At 66.7% G+C, this 19,465-nt stretch carries 18 protein-coding genes; 9 read left to right on the top strand and 9 right to left on the bottom strand.

What is annotated here, in order from left to right; genetic code table 11:
• Positions 1 to 19 precede the first annotated feature (19 nt).
• The 3 genes from V2L18_RS15800 to V2L18_RS15790 form a co-directional block, all read right to left on the bottom strand.
• Positions 20 to 409: a RidA family protein gene (locus V2L18_RS15800; RefSeq protein WP_336179249.1), complete on the bottom strand. Its 390-nt coding sequence runs from the start codon at positions 407 to 409 to the stop codon at positions 20 to 22.
• A 101-nt stretch (positions 410 to 510) separates the two neighbouring features.
• Positions 511 to 1,704: a multidrug effflux MFS transporter gene (locus tag V2L18_RS15795; protein ID WP_336179248.1), complete on the bottom strand. Its 1,194-nt coding sequence runs from the start codon at positions 1,702 to 1,704 to the stop codon at positions 511 to 513.
• 26 nt (positions 1,705 to 1,730) lie between these two features.
• A complete protein-coding gene (locus tag V2L18_RS15790) occupies positions 1,731 to 2,177 on the bottom strand; it encodes a MarR family transcriptional regulator (protein ID WP_336179247.1) in 447 nt (148 codons plus the stop codon).
• Between the two features lie 328 nt (positions 2,178 to 2,505).
• Here V2L18_RS15790 and typA point away from each other — a divergent pair, with 328 nt between their 5' ends.
• From typA to V2L18_RS15775, 3 genes are all read left to right on the top strand, one after another.
• Positions 2,506 to 4,329 (top strand): translational GTPase TypA, encoded by a 1,824-nt coding sequence (gene typA, locus V2L18_RS15785; RefSeq protein WP_336179246.1) that lies wholly within the window; start codon positions 2,506 to 2,508, stop codon positions 4,327 to 4,329.
• A gap of 869 nt (positions 4,330 to 5,198) precedes the next feature.
• Positions 5,199 to 7,448 (top strand): heavy metal translocating P-type ATPase, encoded by a 2,250-nt coding sequence (locus tag V2L18_RS15780; RefSeq protein WP_336179245.1) that lies wholly within the window; start codon positions 5,199 to 5,201, stop codon positions 7,446 to 7,448.
• Between the two features lie 376 nt (positions 7,449 to 7,824).
• On the top strand, positions 7,825 to 8,145 hold the full coding sequence (locus V2L18_RS15775) for a YkvA family protein (protein WP_336179482.1): 321 nt from the start codon (positions 7,825 to 7,827) through the stop codon (positions 8,143 to 8,145).
• Between the two features lie 14 nt (positions 8,146 to 8,159).
• On the opposite strand, the gene V2L18_RS15770 is transcribed toward V2L18_RS15775, so the two are convergent.
• Together V2L18_RS15770 and V2L18_RS15765 are read right to left on the bottom strand one after the other, a co-directional pair.
• Entirely contained in the window at positions 8,160 to 8,366 is a 207-nt protein-coding gene (locus V2L18_RS15770; RefSeq protein WP_336179244.1) for a DUF1737 domain-containing protein, read from the bottom strand.
• Between the two features lie 15 nt (positions 8,367 to 8,381).
• On the bottom strand, positions 8,382 to 9,263 hold the full coding sequence (locus V2L18_RS15765) for a CoA ester lyase (protein WP_336179243.1): 882 nt from the start codon (positions 9,261 to 9,263) through the stop codon (positions 8,382 to 8,384).
• Positions 9,264 to 9,417: 154 nt separating this feature from the next.
• Here V2L18_RS15765 and V2L18_RS15760 point away from each other — a divergent pair, with 154 nt between their 5' ends.
• Complete coding sequence (locus V2L18_RS15760) at positions 9,418 to 9,870, top strand: DUF3237 domain-containing protein (RefSeq protein ID WP_336179242.1); 453 nt, start codon at positions 9,418 to 9,420, stop codon at positions 9,868 to 9,870.
• A 333-nt stretch (positions 9,871 to 10,203) separates the two neighbouring features.
• On the opposite strand, the gene V2L18_RS15755 is transcribed toward V2L18_RS15760, so the two are convergent.
• The 3 genes from V2L18_RS15755 to V2L18_RS15745 all read right to left on the bottom strand — a co-directional run bounded on the left by V2L18_RS15755 (position 10,204) and on the right by V2L18_RS15745 (position 12,127).
• Positions 10,204 to 10,407, bottom strand: a complete 204-nt coding sequence (locus V2L18_RS15755; protein ID WP_336179241.1) for a DUF2892 domain-containing protein — start codon at positions 10,405 to 10,407, stop codon at positions 10,204 to 10,206.
• Between the two features lie 230 nt (positions 10,408 to 10,637).
• Entirely contained in the window at positions 10,638 to 11,138 is a 501-nt protein-coding gene (locus tag V2L18_RS15750) for a cyclic nucleotide-binding domain-containing protein (protein WP_336179240.1), read from the bottom strand.
• A gap of 269 nt (positions 11,139 to 11,407) precedes the next feature.
• Positions 11,408 to 12,127, bottom strand: a complete 720-nt coding sequence (locus tag V2L18_RS15745) for a hypothetical protein (RefSeq protein ID WP_336179239.1) — start codon at positions 12,125 to 12,127, stop codon at positions 11,408 to 11,410.
• 251 nt (positions 12,128 to 12,378) lie between these two features.
• Here V2L18_RS15745 and V2L18_RS15740 point away from each other — a divergent pair, with 251 nt between their 5' ends.
• Positions 12,379 to 12,828 carry a L,D-transpeptidase gene (locus V2L18_RS15740; RefSeq protein WP_336179237.1) on the top strand — a complete coding sequence of 150 codons (450 nt, stop codon included), beginning with the start codon at positions 12,379 to 12,381 and terminating at the stop codon, positions 12,826 to 12,828.
• A gap of 277 nt (positions 12,829 to 13,105) precedes the next feature.
• Here V2L18_RS15740 and V2L18_RS15735 read toward each other — a convergent pair whose 3' ends face one another.
• A complete protein-coding gene (locus tag V2L18_RS15735; RefSeq protein ID WP_336179236.1) occupies positions 13,106 to 13,888 on the bottom strand; it encodes a 3-hydroxybutyrate dehydrogenase in 783 nt (260 codons plus the stop codon).
• 352 nt (positions 13,889 to 14,240) lie between these two features.
• Here V2L18_RS15735 and V2L18_RS15730 point away from each other — a divergent pair, with 352 nt between their 5' ends.
• From V2L18_RS15730 to V2L18_RS15715, 4 genes are all read left to right on the top strand, one after another.
• Positions 14,241 to 14,720: a Fur family transcriptional regulator gene (locus V2L18_RS15730; protein WP_336179234.1), complete on the top strand. Its 480-nt coding sequence runs from the start codon at positions 14,241 to 14,243 to the stop codon at positions 14,718 to 14,720.
• Between the two features lie 350 nt (positions 14,721 to 15,070).
• On the top strand, positions 15,071 to 16,330 hold the full coding sequence (gene ispG, locus V2L18_RS15725) for a flavodoxin-dependent (E)-4-hydroxy-3-methylbut-2-enyl-diphosphate synthase (protein WP_336179233.1): 1,260 nt from the start codon (positions 15,071 to 15,073) through the stop codon (positions 16,328 to 16,330).
• A gap of 12 nt (positions 16,331 to 16,342) precedes the next feature.
• A complete protein-coding gene (pdxY, locus tag V2L18_RS15720) occupies positions 16,343 to 17,248 on the top strand; it encodes a pyridoxal kinase (protein ID WP_336179232.1) in 906 nt (301 codons plus the stop codon).
• 322 nt (positions 17,249 to 17,570) lie between these two features.
• Complete coding sequence (locus tag V2L18_RS15715; RefSeq protein ID WP_336179231.1) at positions 17,571 to 19,346, top strand: SLC13 family permease; 1,776 nt, start codon at positions 17,571 to 17,573, stop codon at positions 19,344 to 19,346.
• The last annotated feature ends 119 nt before the right edge of the window (positions 19,347 to 19,465 follow it).

Here is a 19,465-nt window from a genome sequence, read left to right as displayed (position 1 = left end):
CCGGGTGGCTCCCTCCACCCTATCCTGCATCGCGCCTGAGCGCCGTGACCTCGATCTCGATCAGCATTTCCGGCTCGATCATCTCGCACAGCACCATGGTCGCGGCCGGGCGGATCTCGCCGAAGGCATCGGCCAGGATGGGCGCGATGCGGCGCACGTGGGCGCGGTCGGAAACGTAGTAGCGCACCCGAACCACGTCGGCGAGCGAGGCGCCCGTTTCCGCCAGCGTGCGGGCGATGTTGGCCAGCGCCTTGCGCGCCTGCGTCTCCACCGTCGCCGGCAGAACCTTCTTGTCGTAGTCGTAGCCGGTGGTGCCGGAAACGAAGATCCAGTCGCCGTCGACAACGGCGCGGGCATAGCCGAAGCGGCGCTCGAAATCGGAGCCTGAGGAGATGTGGTGGCGGGTCATGCTCGGCGCGCTCCGTTCCGGTCGGGCACACAGGATGGGGCACAAGTTCCCGTGCCCGCAAGTCCCGCCCGCAAGCCTCACATGCGCGGCGGAAAGGCTTCTTACATGCGCGAAGGCGGCTGGCGGCGCGTGGCGAAGCCGAGAAGCACGTAGGCGACGATGCCGATCATCGGCATCGCCGGCGGCACCGTCGCCATGGCGAGCACCGGATCGCCGATCCACGCGGCGACGATCGATCCGGCGAAACCGCTGCCGAACTGGATGAAGCCCATCATCGAGGCGGCCGATCCCGCCATGCGCGGGAAGGAGGCCAGCGCCCAGGTGGTGGTGGCCGGAATGGCGTGGGCGAGCGAGAAGGTGAACAGACCGATCGGGCCCATCACCATCAGGTAGGTGAAGCCGGGCACGTGCAGCATCGCGCTCAGCAGCGTCATTCCCACCAGCATGCCGCCGATCGACCAGGGCACCAGGCTTTCCGCGTCGCAGCGGCGCAGAAGGCGGGAGGTGGAGATGGTGCCGGAAAAGTAGCAGGCCGATTGCAGCATCATGCCGAAGCCGAACTGGGCGGGCGTCAGGCCCACATGTTCGATCATCACGAACGGGATGATCGTGGCCATGGTGTAGATGCAGCCGAGCGACAGGCCGATGAACAACGAGGGCCTGAGGAAGGCCGGAGTGATGCTGAGCGTCAGGTAGGCGTCGAGCAGCCGGCGCGGACGCGCGCGGGCGGGATCCGGCAGCAGGTTCGTTTCCGGCAGCAGGAAGAACACGGCGAGGCCGAGAAGGACGCCGTAGATCATCATGAAATAGAAGATCTCCTGCCAGCCGAACAGCGTCAGCGTGATGCCGCCGATGGTGGGAGAGACGGCCGGCCCCACGGCCAGCATCATGCCGACGGCGTTGAGAATGCGCGAGGAAGCCTGGCCGATATACTGGTCGCGCACGATGGCGCGCGAGACGGCGATGCCGACGGCGGCGCCCACCCCTTGCACGAGACGCGCGACAATGAGCCATTCCACCGTCGGCGCCCAGGTCGCCATGACCGTCGCGCCAAGATAGAGCAGCAGGAACCACAGCGTTACAGGCCGGCGGCCATAGGCGTCTGTCAGCGGGCCGCAGACGAGCTGGGTCAGTGCGAAGCCCGCGAAATAGGCGGTCAGGGTGAGTTTGATGACCGAGGGCGAGGTGTCGAAGACGGCGGCGAGCTTCGGCATGGCGGGGGTGTAGAGCGCCATGGAGATCGGCCCGATGGCGACGAGGGCGGCACCGAGGATGGAGGTGCGAAATTCGCTCATCAGAGGGGTGGGGGGCGCGATCTGCATCACCGGGTGCACCCGCCGAGATTGGCGCGCATCGTGTCGAGCAGCGCGAAGGTGCGCTCGATCTCGTCTTCGGAGAAGCCGTCAAACGCCGTCTTGCGGATCCGGTCCGTCAGTTCGTCGAAGATGCGGATCACGGGGGCCGCCTTGTCCGTCAGCCGCACCAGCTTGGCGCGCCGGTCGTCCGGATCGGCGACGCGTTCCACCAGGCCCGCCGCCTCCAGCCGGTCGAGGAACCCCACCAGCGTCATCGGTTCCACGCCGAGATACTCAGCCAGCTCGTGCTGGCGCTTTCCCGGCAGCCGGCGCGCGAAGGCGAGGGCGCGCGCCTCGCCGAGCGTCAGCTCCAGCCCGGCATCGGCAAGGCCTTCGGCGAAGTGCCGGCGGGCGAGCCGCGCGAGGTCGTTCAGAAGGAAGGTGATGGTACGTCCGGGGGGCACGGTGCTCATATGGACAGCTTATTATATGGGGACCTTATTATCTATCCGTGCCCTGCCGCGTGGTCAAGCGAAGCGCGGAAATGCGTTCGGTGCGTTGCACAAACCGGCCAATTGCCTTATATACGCGCGCACAATCGCAACAACGGCCCCTGGTGGGCCTGCCGCTTCTAGAGCGCTTTCCGCCCGGCGGAACCGCCCGAGCGACAAGAAACCGCTCAAGAACAATAATTTGGGCATGCTCTTGTCGATCAGATTGGGAAAATCTGGTCGGAACATGCTCTAGCGCGCAACGAACCGCGGGTCCGCACGGGCTCGCGGTGCTTTTTTGGATGGACTTATGAATCTGCGCAACATCGCCATCATCGCGCACGTCGACCATGGCAAGACGACCCTGATCGACGTGCTGCTCAAGCAATCGGGCTCCTTCCGCGAGAACCAGCGCACGGAAGAGCGGATGATGGATTCCAACGATCTGGAACGCGAGCGCGGCATCACCATCCTGGCGAAGGTGACCTCGCTGGTGTGGGGCGACACCCGCATCAACATCGTCGACACGCCCGGCCACGCCGATTTCGGCGGCGAGGTGGAGCGCATCCTGCACATGGTGGATGGCGCCATCATTCTGGTCGACGCCTCCGAAGGGCCGATGCCGCAGACCAAGTTCGTGCTGTCCAAGGCGCTGAAGCTGGGCCTGAAGCCGATCGTCGCCATCAACAAGATCGACAAGCCCGACCAGCGCGCCGAGGAAGTGCTCGACGAGGTGTTCGACCTCTTCGCAGCCCTCGACGCCAACGAGGAGCAGCTGGATTTCCCCGTGCTCTACGGCTCCGCCAAGCAGGGCTGGATGTCGCTCGATCCGGAAAAGCCGGCGGAAGCCTCCATGGCGCCGCTGTTCGACATGGTGCTCGACCGCGTCGCCCCGCCGCAGGCCGAGGAAGGCTCCTTCCGCATGCTGGCCACCACGATCCAGTCGAACCCGTTCCTCGGCCGCATCCTGACCGGCCGCATCGTCTCCGGCACCGCCACGGCGAACATGGCCGTCAAGGCCCTGTCGCGCGACGGCAAGGTCGTTGAGACCGGTCGCATCTCCAAGGTGCTGGCCTTCCGCGGGCTGGAGCGCGAACCGGTGGAAAGCGCCCAGGCCGGCGACATCATCTCCATCGCCGGTCTGCAGACGGCGACGGTTGCCGACACCATCGCGGCGCCCGACGTCACCGAGCCGCTGCACGCCCAGCCGATCGATCCGCCGACCCTGTCGATGACCTTCCGCGTCAACAACGGCCCGCTCGCCGGCACAGAGGGCGACAAGGTGCAGAGCCGCGTCATCCGCGAGCGGCTGATGTCGGAAGCGGAGGGCAACGTTGCGCTGAAGGTCGAGGATTCGGCCGAGCCGGACGCCTTCGTCGTCTCCGGACGCGGCGAATTGCAGCTTGCCATCCTGATCGAGAACATGCGCCGCGAGGGCTTCGAGCTCTGCGTCGGCCGTCCGCGCGTCGTCTTCCAGCAGGACGAAGCCGGCAACATGCTGGAGCCGATCGAAGAGGTCATCATCGACGTCGACGAGGAGTTCTCCGGCGCGGTCGTGCAGAAGCTTTCAGAGCGCAAGGCCGATCTCATCGAGATGCGTCCGTCGGGCGGCGACCGCACCCGCCTGGTCTTCCACGCGCCGACGCGCGGCCTCATCGGCTACCAGTCGGAGCTGCTGTCGGACACGCGCGGCACGGCGATCTTCAACCGCCTGTTCCACGGCTACGCCCCCTACAAGGGCGAGATTCCGAGCCGCAACACCGGCGTGCTGATCTCCAACTCGTCCGGTGAATCGGTCGCCTACGCGCTGTTCAACCTGGAAGATCGCGGCCCGATGATGATCGACGCCGGCGTGAAGGTCTACGAGGGCATGATCATCGGCGAGCACACCCGCGGCAACGACCTCGAGGTCAACCCGATCAAGGGCAAGCAGCTCACCAACATGCGCGCGTCCGGCAAGGACGAGGCGGTGAAGCTGACGACGCCGATCCGGCTCAGCCTGGAAGCGGCGCTCTCCTACATCGCCGACGACGAACTCGTCGAAGTGACGCCGAAGTCGATCCGCCTGCGCAAGGCGATCCTCGATCCGAACGATCGCAAGAAGGCCTCGCGCGCGAAGAAGACCGCCGCGTAAGACCGATATACGACCGGCGGCGGATTGCCGCTGGTTGCGGGCGTGGTTCATCCATCGGCACGCGTGGTCCGGTTTCTCAGCAACCGGCTCTCCGTCGCGCACCCCTCTCCCCCCTTGCGGGGGAGATGTCACGCGAATGCGTGACAGAGGGGGGTATGCCGCTTGTTCCGAACCTGCCGCCACCCCCCTCTGTCGGCTTGCAGCCGACATCTCCCCCTCAAGGGGGGAGAGGGGAACAAGCCGCGCCAATTGCGATGACGGTCCTGCCGCAGGCTCCCGGAAATCAAATGTATCCTCGATGCCGTCCCCGCGATTGCGGGGACCTGGTCGCCGGTGCCGTTCGAGGCTCTTGCGGGGGTGGCATTGCGCGGCGCCGTCCTCCGGACTCAACTCCGCCATAAGAACAAGCCATAAAAAACAAGGAGGAGGGAAGCCCTCCTCCTTGCTGTGCAATGGTCACCGATTGAAAAATCGCGCCGTATACCTTGGCTCGCAAAGACCCGCTGGAAGCCTTGGGGCAGCTCCTCCCGAGAGCCGTGGTTCCCGTGCCGCTTTCGAACGGGGCTTTAGCGTACCTCGTGAAGTGACGTAGCGTCAATACGTATGCACGACGCCGCCCGCGGCAATTCGACCTGGAAGGGCAGGGCTTGTAGCGCACGCAGGCACCGCCGCGCGCTTGACATTCCAGTTACTGGAAACCCTATCTCAAGACGGAAGCCACTGGCGGGCTGGAGCGGCGGGGCATGATGTGTCCGGCCTCTCGCATGAGGGCGCGCCGTATGGGCATTGTCCGCTCCGTGCCCCGCACCCGCCTTAGGCTTCGCCACCTGTCCGGCAATCCAGCCAGGACAGGAACCGGACATTTCGCCATGAGCCTCCAACACGTCGAACCGACATCGTCTTCTTCAACCCCGCAAGCCGCGGATCTGCCGTCCGTCCAGCTCGACATTACCGGCATGACATGCGCGGCCTGTTCCGCACGCGTGGAGAAGGTGCTGAAGCGGGTGCCCGGCGTGGCGGACGCGATCGTCAATCTTGCGATGGAACGCGCCGATGTCGCACTCAACGACAACGTGAAGGTGGACGATCTGGTCGCCGCGGTGGAGAAGAGCGGCTACCACGCCTTTCCGCGGGCCGACGACGCGGAGGCCCGCCGCGCCGAGCGCGAGCAGCGCGAGCGCGAGGCGGCGCAGGAGGAACGGCGCACCTTTGCCGTTCTGATCATCTCCGCGCTGCTGTCGGCGCCGCTTGTCGGGCAGATGATCGCCATGGCGGCGGGCCTGTCCTTCCATCTGCCGCCGATCGCCGAACTGGTGCTCGCCGCCCCGGTGCAGGTCATCGCCGGCACGCGGTTCTATCGCGGCGCCTTCAAGGCGCTTCGCGGCGGCAGCGCCAACATGGACGTGCTGGTCGCGCTCGGCACCTCCGCCGCCTTCTTCTATTCGCTCTATCACCTCGCAACCCTCGGCAACGCCGCGACGGGCCACCTCTATTTCGAGGCCTCCGCCGTCATCCTGACGCTCATCGTCTTCGGCAAGCTTCTTGAGGCGCGGGCCAAGCGCTCCACCACGGCCGCCGTGCGCTCGCTGATGGCGCTTCGGCCCGAAAGCGCCAACCGGTTGACGGAAACGGGCACCGAGGTGGTGCCGGTTTCCGAACTCCGCCTCGGCGACCATGTTCTGGTCAAGCCGGGCGAGCGGGTGCCGGTGGACGGCACGATCCGCGAGGGAACGAGCGAGCTCGACGAATCACTGATCACCGGCGAAAGCCTGCCCGTGACGCGCGGAGAGGGCGACGACATCACCGCCGGCACGATCAACGGCTCCGGCGCGCTGACCGTGGAGGCGACCGCGCTCGGCGAGGACACCACGCTCTCGCGCATCATCCGGCTCGTCGAAAACGCCCAGACCGGCAAGGCACCGGTGCAGCGCCTCGTCGACAAGGTCTCCGCCATCTTCGTGCCGACGGTGGTCGCCATCGCGGCGATGACCTTCGTTGTCTGGATGCTGGTTTCCGGCGATTTCGAAAGCGCGCTGATCGCCGCCGTCTCGGTGCTGGTCATCGCGTGCCCCTGCGCGCTGGGGCTCGCCACGCCGACCGCACTCGTCGCCGGCACAGGCGCGGCCGCGCGCTCCGGTATCCTTGTGAAGGACATCCAGGCGCTGGAAGTCGCCGTCCATGTGGATACGGTCGTCTTCGACAAGACCGGCACGTTGACCGAAGGTCGGCCCGAGGTCACCGACGTGTGCGCCTTCGACCGCAATTCCGATCGCCTCCTGCGCATCGCCGCCTCCGCCCAGACTGCGAGCGAGCATCCGCTGGCCCATGCCATGGTGCGCGCGGCGGAGGCGCGCGGGCTCGAGCTGACCCGCCCGGCGAAGTTCGAGGCGCGGACCGGGCGCGGGCTGGTCGCGGAAATCGCCGGCCAGCCCGTCGCCATCGGCAATGCCAAGCTGATGGACGAACTCGACATCGATCACTTCACCGCCGACAACATGCGCCGGGATCTGGAAAACCAGGCCAAGACCTCCGTCATGGTGGCCGTGGCCGGGCGCACCGTCGGCGTCATTGCCATGGCCGACCAGCCGCGCGAGGGCGTGAGCGATGCGCTCTCAAGGCTGAAGCACATGGGCATCCGAACGCTGATGCTGACCGGCGACAGCCCGGCCGTTGCCAAGGCGATCGCCGGTTCCATCGGTCTTGACGACGTGGAGGCCGGTGTTGCGCCGGACGGCAAGGCGGCGCGCATCGCGGCGCTGCGCAAGGAAGGCGCGACGGTCGCCATGGTCGGCGACGGGCTCAACGACGCCCCCGCGCTGGCGGCCGCCGATATCGGCATCGCCATGGGCTCGGGTGCGGACGTGGCGATGGAGACGGCGGGCATCACGCTGATGCGCTCCGACCCGGCCATGGTGGCGGCCGCGCTGGAAGTCTCGCGCGCCACGGTGCGCAAGATCCGCCAGAACCTGTTCTGGGCGTTCATCTACAACGTCGTCGGCATCCCGCTTGCTGCCATCGGCTTCCTGTCGCCGGCCATCGCCGGCGCGGCCATGGCGATGAGCTCGGTGTCGGTGGTGACGAACGCCGGGTTGCTCCGGCGCTGGAAGGCGAAGGTGTAGGGAAGGAAGAAAGACGGATTGTGGAGCGCCTGCGGCGCGCTGATTTGCTGGATCCCGGATCTGCGCTCGGCTTTGCCTCGCTTGTCCAGGATGAGGAGCATGTGTGAAGCTTCAAGCCAAACCCAACCTCCCTCATTCCGGACAAGTGAGGCAAAGCCGAGCGCCGATCCGGAATCCAGCGCAATAAGCGTCGGCGAAGCCGCGCCGCTCGCCTTGTGCCGTTTGCGTTTTCCGCAGCGTCTCCCCATCTAAGCCGCAATCCCGGCTACACTGTCCGCTCCGGCACGATGCGAGAGAGGCGATGACGAAGACCATTCCGCTCGAAGGCGAAATCCTCGCACCCGACGACCCGTCCGGCCCGCGTGGGCGCGAGCGCATGCAGGGCAAGGCTGAGCGTGTCCGCAAGTCGTTCTTCAAGACCGCCCGCAAGGCGCTGCGCCAGATCCCCTTCATGGAAGACGTGTTCGCGGCCTACTATTGCGCCTTCGATCCGGCGACGCCGGCGAAGGTGCGTGCCACGCTGATCGGCGCGCTCGCCTATTTCGTGCTGCCGCTCGATGCCGTTCCCGATTTTATCCTCGGTATCGGCTTCGGCGACGACGCCACCGTGCTGATGGCTGCCATTTCCATGGTCGGCGCCCATATCCGCGAGGAACACCGCGCGGCGGCGCGCAAGGCGTTGGCGGACGTGGAGTAGGGCAGGGCCTGCCCTCAATACTCCCCGAGCTTCGTCTCCGGCGAATAGTCCTCGCCCGGCACCTCCTTCGTCACCGCCTGGCCGCAGATGGTGCGGCCCTGGACTGCGTCGAAGGTCAGCGACGGCGAGCCGGACAGCTCCCAGCCCTTGTTCAGCGCGGCGGTGACGCAGTGGCAGAAGGCGGAATCGTCCGGGCCGGTGATGAAGCGGTACAGTCTCATGGTCGTGTCGCAATCCTATTCGGTGCGGGCCGCGATCGCGTCGGCGATGGCGACGGTGCGGCGCGCGATGTCGGCATGAAGGCGCTCCACCATCCGCCCGTCAAGCTGGATCGCGCCCTTGTCGGCGTTTTCCGGCAGGTCGAAGGCGGCGATGATGGCGCGTGCGCGTTCGATCTCTTCCGCGCTTGCGGAGAACGCGGCGTTGCACGGGCCGATCTGCTTGGGGTGGATCAGCGTCTTGCCGTCCATGCCGAGATCGACGCCCTGGCCGCATTCGGCGGCGAAACCGTCCTCGTTGTTGAAGTCGTTGTAGACGCCGTCGACGATGTCGAGGCCGTAGGCGCGCGCCGCCGCAAGGCAGGTCATGAGCCACGGCAGCATCGGCGCCCGGCCTTCCACGAGCTGCGCGCCCGTCTCCTTGGCCAGATCGTTGGTGCCCATCACCAGAACGGCGAGGCGCGGCGAGGCGCCCTTCGCCGCGGCGGCGATGGCGCCGGCGTTCAGCATGGCGAGCGGGGTTTCCATCATCGCCCACAGCGCGGTCTTTTCGGGCGCGCCGGCCTGGCGCAGCAGGTCCTCGACGCGGGCGAGATCCTCCGGCGACGAGACCTTCGGGATCAGGATCGCATCGGGTGCGGCGGCGGCCGCCGCCTTCAGGTCCGCCTCGCCCCAGGGCGTGGAAAGCCCGTTGATGCGCACCACCACCTCGCGCGGGCCGTAGCCGCCCGCCTTCACCGCGTCGCCGACCTGCGTGCGGGCAGTCTCCTTGGCGTCGGGGGCGACCGCGTCCTCCAGATCGAAGATCAGGGCGTCGGCGGCGAGCGTGCGCGCCTTGTCGAGGGCGCGGGCGTTGGAGCCCGGCATGTAGAGCACCGAGCGGCGCGGTCGGAAGGTCATGGGAAGTCCTCGTCGGGATCTGCTTGTTTCGAATGCCGTGGCGGAGATTAACGGGCCGCCCGCGCCTTCGCCAGCCGACTTTCGCCGTGAGGCGAACCGCGCGATAAGGGGGGGCCTGTCGGCCGGAAGGGCCGGCGATCCCGGGAGGAAATTGATGCTGGAACTTGCTCATCTCGCCGATCTGACCGTCGAACTCGCCCCGCCGCTGGAACTGGGCGATGCGCCGAAGGGGCGGCGGCGGATCATTCCGATCATCGGCGGCACCGTGTCGGGCGAGCGCCTTTCCGGCACCATCCTGCCCGGCGGCGCCGACTGGCAGACGGTCTTCGCCGACGGATCGGCCGAGCTCGACACGCGCTACATGATCGAGACGCATGACGGGGCGATCATCGACATCCGCAATTTCGGCTATCGGCGCGGTCCGGCCGAGGTGATCGCACGGCTTGCCAGGGGCGAGGAGGTGGATGCCTCGGACTATTACATGCGCACCACGCCGCGCTTCGAGACCGGCGATCCGCGCTACGCCTGGCTCAACACCACCCTGGTGATCGGCACCGGCGCCCGGCTCAAGGCGGCAGTGACGCTGACGCTCTACGAGGTTCTGTAGAGCGGTTCACGGTTGGCCCCCTCATAATTCTCCATCGTCATCACCCGGCAAAGTCCGGGTGATCCAGCGCGTGCCCAAATGCTGCGGCTGGAGGTGGATCGCCCGGACTTCGCCGGGCAATGACGGCGGAGAGGCATAAGGGGACGGCCCATGATCCGCGTCGGCAACGCCGTGAAACATTCCAGGACGTGCGAGAAGCGGAATCCGGTTGTCCGCCGGGGCTAGTGTTGGACCCCCGGATCCCGCCCGCCCCCGCACCCTTGAGCGGGTGGGTGCGGGATGCCGTGTCTCGCCGGAATGCCCTTGCGGGTGAACGTCTTCCGGGCGAAGCGCTCAGCTCTTCGTCTTGAAGCCGAGGACGGTGTAGAGCGGGCACCAGCCGATCAGCGCGGTCACAAGCGGGATCACGCCGATCCAGCCCACCCACTTCCAGGCGATGTCGGCGGGGCCGGCAAGCGCGAAGCCGATCAGCGCGATGCCGACCACGACGCGGATAACGCGGTCGGCCGAACCCATATTGGTGGAAATTCCTGCCATTCCTTCAAACTCCTCCGTAAGCTGGACGCGGAAAACGCCCAAAGGTGCGCGGCGGGAGGTCATGTGCGCACAGGACGTCGCGTTCAGACACACACGTTAGATAGGGGATGCGACGACGGGGCGCTCCGCGACGTATAGACGCATTCGAATTTCGGAATATGAAAATCGGGTCTGGCCAGACGCCGATGGTGTCGCCGATGCTGCTGCGAGACGCCCAAGGCGTCTTGTCGCTATTTCCGCTTTTCGGTGAGGGGGACGAGGTTCAGCGCGTCCAGCGCGTCGGCCACTTTCAGGAGCTCGCCGGTGGTCATCTGCAGTCGCCGGGAGAGGCTCGCGTGCATGGCCTGGGCGATGTCGGGATATTCCTGCAGCATGCGCTTGAACAGCGCGCGCCGGATGCGGATCATCTCCGTCCGTTCCAGCGCCACGGCCGTGTTCGGCCGTTGCGTCTCGATGAGCAGCGCCATCTCGCCCAGAAGCGTGCCGGGTCCGAAGCTGGCGAGTTCGCGTGCCGGTCCTTCCTTGCCGCCCTTGGCCTGCGTGCGCAGCGCCACCTTGCCGGAAACGACCACGTAGCTCGCATCCGAGCGCTCGCCCTCGCGGAAGATCACCTCGTCCGGGGTGGCCACGACATTCTCTGCGGAGAAGGCCAGCAGGCGCAGCTGCTCGTCGGAAAACTCGCCCAGAAGCGGCACCTGGCGCAGCAGCGGTATATCGCGGGCGAGGCTCATGCGGCGGTTCCGGGGTGTCCTGAACGGGTTTCGGTGCTGCGTCGTGTCCGGTCTGGTGCAACGCAGGCCGCCGGCGGCATACGCGAATCGCAGCCGGGCCGGTCAGGCGGAATCACCATGAAGCGGCGCGCCAGTCTAGCACGGAAAGTGTTTTCGGCGAGGCGGTTACGGATCGCCCCCCGGAAAACGCGGCTCCCCGTCACCTCCCCGGAAATGTCCCTGGGCATGGTTCCCCGCCCCTCATCCCCATCCGTCAATGCCCGGCCCGGTCAATTGCCGCGCGTCGCGATCCGGGTGATGTGCGGACCCTCCGGCTTGAGGCCGTTTGCAAAGCCTGGTGCAAGACCCGGTGCCGGGCGCACGGAGGTCTCCTTGGGTGGGGCGAAGGGATTGCCGGTGTCGCTGTCCTCCTTGCCGTCGTCGGAGAACGGATTGGAGGGCTGGTTCCCGTTGGAGAAGGGATTGGTCCGGGCCGCCGGGTCGCGGTCGCGCCAGGAGCGGGCGCACTCGAAAAGCCGCGACAGCATGCGGTTGGTGGAGGTGAGCGAGAATTTCATCGTGTCGTTGGCGGCACGCACCGTCATCAGCCGGCCGCGTCTCACCCGCGCAAACAGTCTGTCGTCGGCCGGCAGCGCCACCTTCACCTGATGCTCGCTGATGACTTCCGCCGTGCCGACGAAATCCGGGCTGCGGTCGATCCAGTAGCGCACGGGGTAGCTCTCGCCCGTCTTGAGCTTCCAGGCATTGTTGACGAGCCCGAAGGCCCAGTTGAGGTCGGCATGGACGGAGAAGACCAGCGTCGTGCCGCTCCTGTAGGATGCGGAGGCGGCGCAATGGCTGAAGGCGCCCGTCTTGGAATGGGTGTAGGCGCCGCCGTCCCAGTTGCCGATCTTGAAATGCGAGATCCGTTCCGCCTGCGCCGCGCCGGGTGCAAGGATCCCCGCCAGCCCGAGCGCCACGAGCCCTGCCGCAATCGTTTTGCCGATCATGCCGTATCCGTCCTCCTCGCTTTTAGGCAACGGGTCCCGACCGTGCCTGCCTTCGCCGGGCCATGATGCGACGAAGGGCCGGCCGTGACAATGCGCCCGGCCACCGCGCGCGCCGTGCCCGTCGTCGCCCGCGATCTCCCGCGAGGCTGGCTTTGCGGTGTGGAACCCGATTTGACGATCGGTCTGTTTGCAATCGGTCCGCGTGGCGGCTTTACTGGTGCGCGTGAAAAATCCCTGGCTGGGAGGGATCCATGTCTTTTTTTGAACGGCTGTCCGTCATGGCGGCCGTGGTTTCGTTGTCCCTGGGGCTCATCCTGTCCTCGGGCGCCAATGCGCTGGCCACGCAGGTCACGGCCATCGTCAGCCTGCAGGATCAGGAGATGAAGGTCACCGTCAACGGCTGGCGGCGATATTCGTGGAAGGTCTCCACGGCGCGGCGCGGCTACCGCACGCCGACCGGCACCTTCCGTCCGACGCGCATGTACAAGCGCTACTATTCGAAGAAATACCACCATTCGCCGATGCCGTGGTCGGTGTTCTTTTACCACGGCTATGCCATCCACGGCACGACCGCGATCCGGCACCTCGGCCGTCCGGCCTCGCACGGCTGCATCCGTCTGCACCCCGAAAATGCCCGCAAGCTCTTCGATCTGGTGAAGGAATACGGCGCGGAAAACACGACGATCGTCGTGACGCGATAAGAAGGCGCCGGTCGACGCGTCTGCTCCGGCCGGTTTGCGTATTTGCGAATTGTCTCCCGATACATGACCACCGTCATTGCCCGGCTTTGTCCGGGCAATCCATCGCGGGCGCCAGCATATGGAGCGGGCGCTGGATCACCCGGACTTCGCCGGGTGATGACGACGGAGGGTCATGAGCGGAAGAAATCTCAGCGAAGAACCAGCGACCGTTTTCGGGCCAGACCTTGAGGAGCCTGCATTGGCGCGCCCCGGCCCCACGTGCGGGGCGCCTCGTCGCCTACTGCGCGGTCCAGCCGCCGTCCATCGACATCAGCGATCCGGTGATCGACGAGCCCGCGTCGGAGCACAGGAAGATCGCCATCGCGGCCACCTGATCGACGGTGACGAACTTTTTCGTCGGCTGCGCGGCGAGAAGAACGTCCTTTTTCACCTCTTCCTCGCTCATGTTGCGCGCCTTCATCGTGTCGGGGATCTGCGCCTCGACAAGCGGCGTCCACACGTAGCCCGGGCAGATGGCGTTCACGGTGATGCCGTCTTCGGCGACTTCCAGCGCCACCGTCTTCGTCAGGCCGGCGATGCCGTGCTTGGCCGACACATAGGCCGCCTTGTAGGGCGAGGCGACGAGCGCATGGGCGGAGGCGGTGTTGATGATCCGGCCCCAGCCCTTCTTCTTCATCGCCGGCAGGGCGGCGCGGATGGTGTGAAAGGCGGAGGACAGGTTGATCGCGATGATCTGGTCCCACTTCTCGATCGGGAAGTCCTCGACGGGGGAGACATGCTGGATGCCGGCATTGTTGACGAGCACGTCGATGGCGCCGAATTCCGTTTCCGCATCGGCGATCATCTTGGCGATCTCGTCCGGCTTGGTCATGTCGGCGCCGGAATAGCGGCACGCGACGCCGAACTCGCTCTCGATTCCGGCACGTTCCTTCTCGATCTCGTCGGCCTTGCCGAAACCGTTGATGACGACATTGGCGCCTTCGGCGGCGAGCGCGCGGGCATAGGCCAGCCCGATGCCCGACGTTGAGCCGGTGACGAGGGCCGTCTTGTTCTTCAACATGGATTTTCTCCTCGAAATGATCCGTGCGGCCGCGGGCGTTGATGCCAGGAGGTGTCAAGGTGGGAGGCGCCCCGATTGGCGGGACCACCATGACATGCGCAAGGACGCCGCAGGAGACGGGGTTGGGGCATTGGTGCGCTGCAACAAGATACGTAGCGTCAAGCGCTTTGCAAGATGTTGCAGTGCATCGGTGTGGTAAACGATCGTTGATGGTCTGGGGTTCCATGCCGTGCTAAGTCCTTGTCGGGAGACTGTCCGCCCGGCTTTCCAACAGCTGCGGCACGCCGCGTCGCCATCCTCCGCGGGCGGCGGGGTGGACAGACGTGACGGTTTCGAAAGAGGACCGCGTACCGTGTTTGAACATGAAGACCATGATCATGGGCGCTGCGAGAGCGGCGCGCTGGAACGGGCGAAGGCGACGTGTGCCGACCGTGGCGTGAACTTCACGGCGCAGCGCCGCCGCGTGCTGCAGGCGCTGCTTGAAAGCCACGTGCCGGCCAGTGCCTACGACATCATCGACCGTCTCGCCGGCGACGGCCCGCGTGCCGCCCCGATCACCATCTACCGCGCGCTCGATTTTCTCTCCGAACAGGGCTTCGTCCATCGCATCGAGAGCCGCAACGCCTATGTGGCCTGCTGCCACGTGCACGAGGCGGGCGAGGTGGTGTTCCTGCTTTGCGACAAGTGCGGAGCGGCCGGCGAGGTGACGTCGGCGAAGCTTGCCGATCCCATCGCCGCGATCGCGGCCGAGGCCGGTTTCGAGCCGCGCCGTTCGGTGCTGGAGATCCGCGGCCTGTGCGCCCGCTGCCGGGGCGAGGCCGGCGGGGAATAAGCGTGGAAGGATAACGGAGGCGCTTCGCGCCGCTTGTCACGCTGGATTCCGGATCGGCGCTCGGCTTCGCCTCACTTGTCCGGAATGAGGAAGGTTGAGTTTGGCTTCAAGCCCGCAACACACTCCCTCATTCCGGGCGGTCTGCGGCGCAGCCGCATGGCCAGACCCGGAATCCAGCGTGACAAGCGGCGCGAAGCGCCTCCGTTATCCTAATCCGCCAACCGGATTTCGCTTTCGTCCGATTTGCATTAGAACATTGGCACACGCGCCGCCGCGCCCTACTTGTCGGCCTGAACGCGCCAGACCCGGTCTGGCGCCCTTTTGAAAAACCCGAGAGACCGCTTTCGGCGATGACCCATTCCGCCCTGCTCAAGCCTCGCCGCCGTTCTGTCGCCGTAAAGGTCGGCTCCGTCACCGTGGGCGGGGATGCGCCGGTCGTCGTGCAGTCGATGACCAACACCGACACCGCCGACGTGCAGGCCACCGTCGCCCAGGTCGCGGCGCTGGCCCGCGCGGGCTCGGAACTGGTGCGCATCACGGTCGACCGCGACGAGGCCGCCGCCGCCGTCCCGCATATCCGCGACCGCCTGATGCTCAAGAACATCGACGTGCCGCTGATCGGCGACTTCCACTATATCGGCCACAAGCTGCTGGCCGATCATCCGGCCTGTGCGGAGGCGCTCGCCAAGTACCGCATCAATCCCGGCAATGTGGGCTTTCGCGCCAAGCGCGACACGCAGTTCTCGCAGATCATCGATATCGCGCTCAGGAACGACAAGCCGGTCCGGATCGGCGTCAACTGGGGCTCGCTCGATCAGGAACTGCTCACACACCTGATGGACGAGAACGCGGCGAGCGAGAAGCCGGTGCCGGCCGCTGACGTGATGCGCGAGGCGATCATCCGCTCCGGGCTTCTCTCCGCGGAGCGCGCGGAAGACCTCGGTATGGGGCGTGACAGGATCATCCTGTCGGCCAAGGTTTCCAACGTTCAGGATCTCATCGCCGTCTATGCCGATCTCGCCGCGCGTTGCGACTACGCGCTGCATCTGGGGCTGACGGAAGCCGGCATGGGCACCAAGGGCATCGTGGCGTCCGCCGCCTCCATGGGCATCCTGCTGCAGCAGGGCATCGGCGACACCATCCGCGTCTCGCTGACGCCGGAGCCCGGCGGCGACCGCACGCGTGAGGTGCAGGTTGCGCAGGAACTCCTGCAGACCATGGGGTTTCGCGCCTTCGTGCCCGTCGTCGCCGCATGTCCGGGCTGCGGGCGCACGACCTCGACCGTCTTCCAGGAGCTTGCCAGCGACATCCAGGATCACATTCGCGACAACATGCCGATCTGGCGCGAGCAGTATCCGGGCGTGGAGGCGCTCAACGTCGCGGTGATGGGCTGCATCGTCAACGGGCCGGGCGAGTCCAAGCATGCCGATATCGGCATCTCGCTGCCCGGCACCGGCGAAACCCCGTCCGCACCGGTCTTCATCGACGGCGAGAAGGTCAAGACGCTGCACGGGCCGGGCATCGCGGACGAGTTCAAGAAAATGGTGCTCGACTACATCGAGCAGCGCTTCGGCCGGGGCGACAGTCGACCGGCCGCTAAATCCGCGTGAATGCGGGAAGAAATGACAGACACAGCTCATACCCCGGCCCATCCCGACACGCCCGCCCGACAGAAACCCGCCATCATCGTCGCCACCTCGCAGGTGGTGCGCGGGGCGGTCGGCGGGCGCTCCACGCTGTTCGCGCTCGAACGCCTCGGCTTCCGCGTCTGGCACCTGCCGACGATCCTGCTCGGCTGGAACCCGAAATACGGCCCCTCCACGCGGCTCGTGCCCGATGAGGCGACGTTTTCCAGCATGGTCGACGACCTGATCGGCGCGCGCTGGCTGGGCGAGGTCGGCGCCGTGCTCACCGGCTATCTGGGGGCGGCGCACGAGGGGGCGGCGCTCGGCCGGCTGGTCGGCGCGGTCAAGGAGCGCAACCCGGACGCGCTTTATCTCTGCGATCCGATCATCGGCGACGAGGGCAATCTCTACGTGCCGGCGGAGACGGTGGACGCGCAACGCAACGAACTGATGCCGCGCGCCGACATCCTGACGCCGAACCTTTTCGAGCTGGGCTGGTTCACCGGCCGGCCTGTCGACACAGAAACCGCGACGCTCGCCGCCGCGCGCACATTGCCGGCGTCGCGGGTGATGGTGTCGTCGGCTCCGGCGCTGCGCAAGAAATCGCTCTCCACCTTGCTTGCCACGCCCAAGGGCGCCTTTGCGGTGGAACACGCCGAGATCGACGGCGTGCCGCACGGCACCGGCGACCTCCTCGCCGCCCTGTTTCTCGCCCAGCTTCTGGAAGGCGCCGATGACGAGACGGCGCTGGTGAGGGCAGTGTCCGGCACCTTCGAGATGGCCGCGCGCAGCGCCAGGGCCGGCTCCGACGAACAGCTGCTCAGCGAACACCAGCAGGCGATCGTGCGGCCGATGGCGATGGTGAGCTCGCGCCGCGTCTTCGAGCGGTCGGTCCGGGCCTGAGGAACCGGGCCGGCCTTCCGGGTGTCGTGCGGCCCATCCTTCGAGACGCCCGCTGCGCGGGCTCCTCAGGATGACGTTGTGTATGTTGGAAGTCCCTTGGAAACATCAACGCACTCAACGTCATCCTGAGGAGCGCTCGGCAGAGCGCGTCTCGAAGGATGGGACACAAGTGCGGACCTGTCCCTCTCGCCCGCCCGCACCCCGCCAGCGGGAACCAAACGCCCCCGATCCGACTTGATGCGAAGGGCCGGCGATCGCGCCGGTATCCCATGACCCGGCACATCGGCTATCGTGTGCCGATTTCATCGTGCCCGGATATTTCATGACCTTCGACCAGACCGTCCTCTTCGCCATATTCTTCTGCGTCTTCGCGCTGATGCTGTGGGGCCGCTGGCGGTTCGATCTCGTCGCCTTCGCCGCTCTTCTCATCGGCGTCGCGGCCGGCGCCGTGCCGGCGGAGGACGCGTTCGCCGGCTTCGGCAACGAGGCGACCATCATTGTCGCGCTGGTGCTCGTCGTCTCGCGCGGGCTCGTGAATTCCGGCGCGGTCGATTTCATCACCCGCCAGGTGTCGGGCGCGGGCAGGGGGCTTGCCGGCCACATCGCCATGATGGGCGGTATCGGCTCGGTGCTTTCGGCCTTCATGAACAATGTCGCGGCGCTGGCGCTTCTGATGCCGGTCGACATGCAGGCCGCGCGCAAGGCGGGGCGCGGGCCGGGCCTCACGCTGATGCCGCTGGCGTTTGCCACCATTCTCGGCGGCATGGTCACCCTCATCGGCACCCCGCCCAACATCATCATCTCGCAGATCCGCGCACGCACGCTCGACGCGCCCTTCAAGATGTTCGATTTCGCCCCCGTCGGCCTTGTCTGCGCCGTGGTCGGCGTCGCTTTCGTCGCCTTCATCGGCTGGCGGCTTTTGCCGGCGCGGGTGCGCGAGGGCGGCGGCGAGGAGAGCCTGTTCGATCTCGACGACTACATCGCCGAACTGGTGGTGGGAGAGGATTCCAAGCTCGTCGGCCGCAGGCTCGGCGAACTCGGCGAGGAAACCGAGGAGGCCAATGTCGCGGTGATCGGCCTGGCACGCGGAAAGACGCGGTTTTCCGCCTCCAACCGCCATATCGAGATCCAGCCCGGCGACGTGCTGATCGTCGAGGCCGGGCCGGAGGGCATCGACAAGTTCCGCGGGCTGGCCAAGCTGGAGGTCGCCGGCGACAAGCGCACCGGCTCGACCACGGGCGAGGGCATGGGGCTGGCGGAAGTCGTCGTGCCGCGCGACAGCCGGCTCGACGGACGTTCCTCGCTCGGCATCCAGCTGTTGCGCCGGCAGGGCGCGACGCTGCTCGGCGTGTCGCGCCACGGCCAGCGGTTCTACGAACGCCTCGGCCGTCTGACCATCCGAGCCGGCGATATCCTGCTGCTTTACGGCGCCGCCGACCGGCTCAACGACGTCACCCGCTGGCTCGGCGCGTTGCCGCTCGCCGCCCGCGGCATCGGCGTCACGCAGCACCGCCGGGCGGCCGCGGCCGTTGTGGTTTTCGCCATCGCGCTTGGCGTGGCGAGCTTCGGGCTCGTGCCGCTGCCGATCGCGCTGGGCATGGTTGTCGCGATCTATGTCGCCACCGACATCGTGCCGATCCGCGAGGTCTACGACCACATCGAATGGCCGGTCGTGGTGCTGCTCGGCTCGATGATCCCGCTCGGGCTGGCTCTGGAAAAATCCGGCGGCACGACGCTGATCGCGGACGGCATCGTCGGTCTCACCCATGGCCTGCCGGCCGCCGCGGTTCTGTTCGTGCTGATGGTGGTGATCATGACGCTGTCGGACGTGCTCAACAACACGGCGACCGCCGTCATCGGCGCGCCGATCGCCATCGACATCGCCCGCAGCCTGAACGTCAACCCGGACCCGTTCCTGATGGCGGTGGCGGTCGCCTCGTCGTGCGCCTTCCTCACGCCCATCGGGCACAAGAACAACACGCTGATCCTGGGGCCCGGCGGCTACGAATTCGCCGACTACTGGCGCATGGGCCTGCCGCTGGAGATCCTGATCGTGATGACCGGCGTGCCGGCGATCCTGCTGTTCTGGCCGTTGTGAGGGGAGACAGGGTGCGTGCGGATGGGCCGGTGCAGGTCGCTCATCCTTCGAGGCGCGGCCTGCTGCCGCTCCTCAGGATGACGTTCCCGTGGTGCTGATTCACTGATGAATTCGACGCC

This window comes from Breoghania sp. JC706 (assembly GCF_037026715.1).
Classification (GTDB): domain Bacteria; phylum Pseudomonadota; class Alphaproteobacteria; order Rhizobiales; family Stappiaceae; genus Breoghania.
Note: the sequence above shows the minus strand (reverse complement) of the source record. Positions and strands in the feature narration are given on the sequence as shown.

What these genes read in the sequence shown, in the direction of transcription:
- V2L18_RS15800 (WP_336179249.1), bottom strand. Translation starts at nt 409, where the DNA reads ATGACCCGCCACCACATCTCCTCAGGCTCCGATTTCGAGCGCCGCTTC.
- V2L18_RS15795 (WP_336179248.1), bottom strand. Translation starts at nt 1,704, where the DNA reads ATGAGCGAATTTCGCACCTCCATCCTCGGTGCCGCCCTCGTCGCCATC.
- V2L18_RS15790 (WP_336179247.1), bottom strand. Translation starts at nt 2,177, where the DNA reads ATGAGCACCGTGCCCCCCGGACGTACCATCACCTTCCTTCTGAACGAC.
- typA (WP_336179246.1), top strand. Translation starts at nt 2,506, where the DNA reads ATGAATCTGCGCAACATCGCCATCATCGCGCACGTCGACCATGGCAAG.
- V2L18_RS15780 (WP_336179245.1), top strand. Translation starts at nt 5,199, where the DNA reads ATGAGCCTCCAACACGTCGAACCGACATCGTCTTCTTCAACCCCGCAA.
- V2L18_RS15775 (WP_336179482.1), top strand. Translation starts at nt 7,825, where the DNA reads ATGCAGGGCAAGGCTGAGCGTGTCCGCAAGTCGTTCTTCAAGACCGCC.
- V2L18_RS15770 (WP_336179244.1), bottom strand. Translation starts at nt 8,366, where the DNA reads ATGAGACTGTACCGCTTCATCACCGGCCCGGACGATTCCGCCTTCTGC.
- V2L18_RS15765 (WP_336179243.1), bottom strand. Translation starts at nt 9,263, where the DNA reads ATGACCTTCCGACCGCGCCGCTCGGTGCTCTACATGCCGGGCTCCAAC.
- V2L18_RS15760 (WP_336179242.1), top strand. Translation starts at nt 9,418, where the DNA reads ATGCTGGAACTTGCTCATCTCGCCGATCTGACCGTCGAACTCGCCCCG.
- V2L18_RS15755 (WP_336179241.1), bottom strand. Translation starts at nt 10,407, where the DNA reads ATGGCAGGAATTTCCACCAATATGGGTTCGGCCGACCGCGTTATCCGC.
- V2L18_RS15750 (WP_336179240.1), bottom strand. Translation starts at nt 11,138, where the DNA reads ATGAGCCTCGCCCGCGATATACCGCTGCTGCGCCAGGTGCCGCTTCTG.
- V2L18_RS15745 (WP_336179239.1), bottom strand. Translation starts at nt 12,127, where the DNA reads ATGATCGGCAAAACGATTGCGGCAGGGCTCGTGGCGCTCGGGCTGGCG.
- V2L18_RS15740 (WP_336179237.1), top strand. Translation starts at nt 12,379, where the DNA reads ATGTCTTTTTTTGAACGGCTGTCCGTCATGGCGGCCGTGGTTTCGTTG.
- V2L18_RS15735 (WP_336179236.1), bottom strand. Translation starts at nt 13,888, where the DNA reads ATGTTGAAGAACAAGACGGCCCTCGTCACCGGCTCAACGTCGGGCATC.
- ispG (WP_336179233.1), top strand. Translation starts at nt 15,071, where the DNA reads ATGACCCATTCCGCCCTGCTCAAGCCTCGCCGCCGTTCTGTCGCCGTA.
- pdxY (WP_336179232.1), top strand. Translation starts at nt 16,343, where the DNA reads ATGACAGACACAGCTCATACCCCGGCCCATCCCGACACGCCCGCCCGA.
- V2L18_RS15715 (WP_336179231.1), top strand. Translation starts at nt 17,571, where the DNA reads ATGACCTTCGACCAGACCGTCCTCTTCGCCATATTCTTCTGCGTCTTC.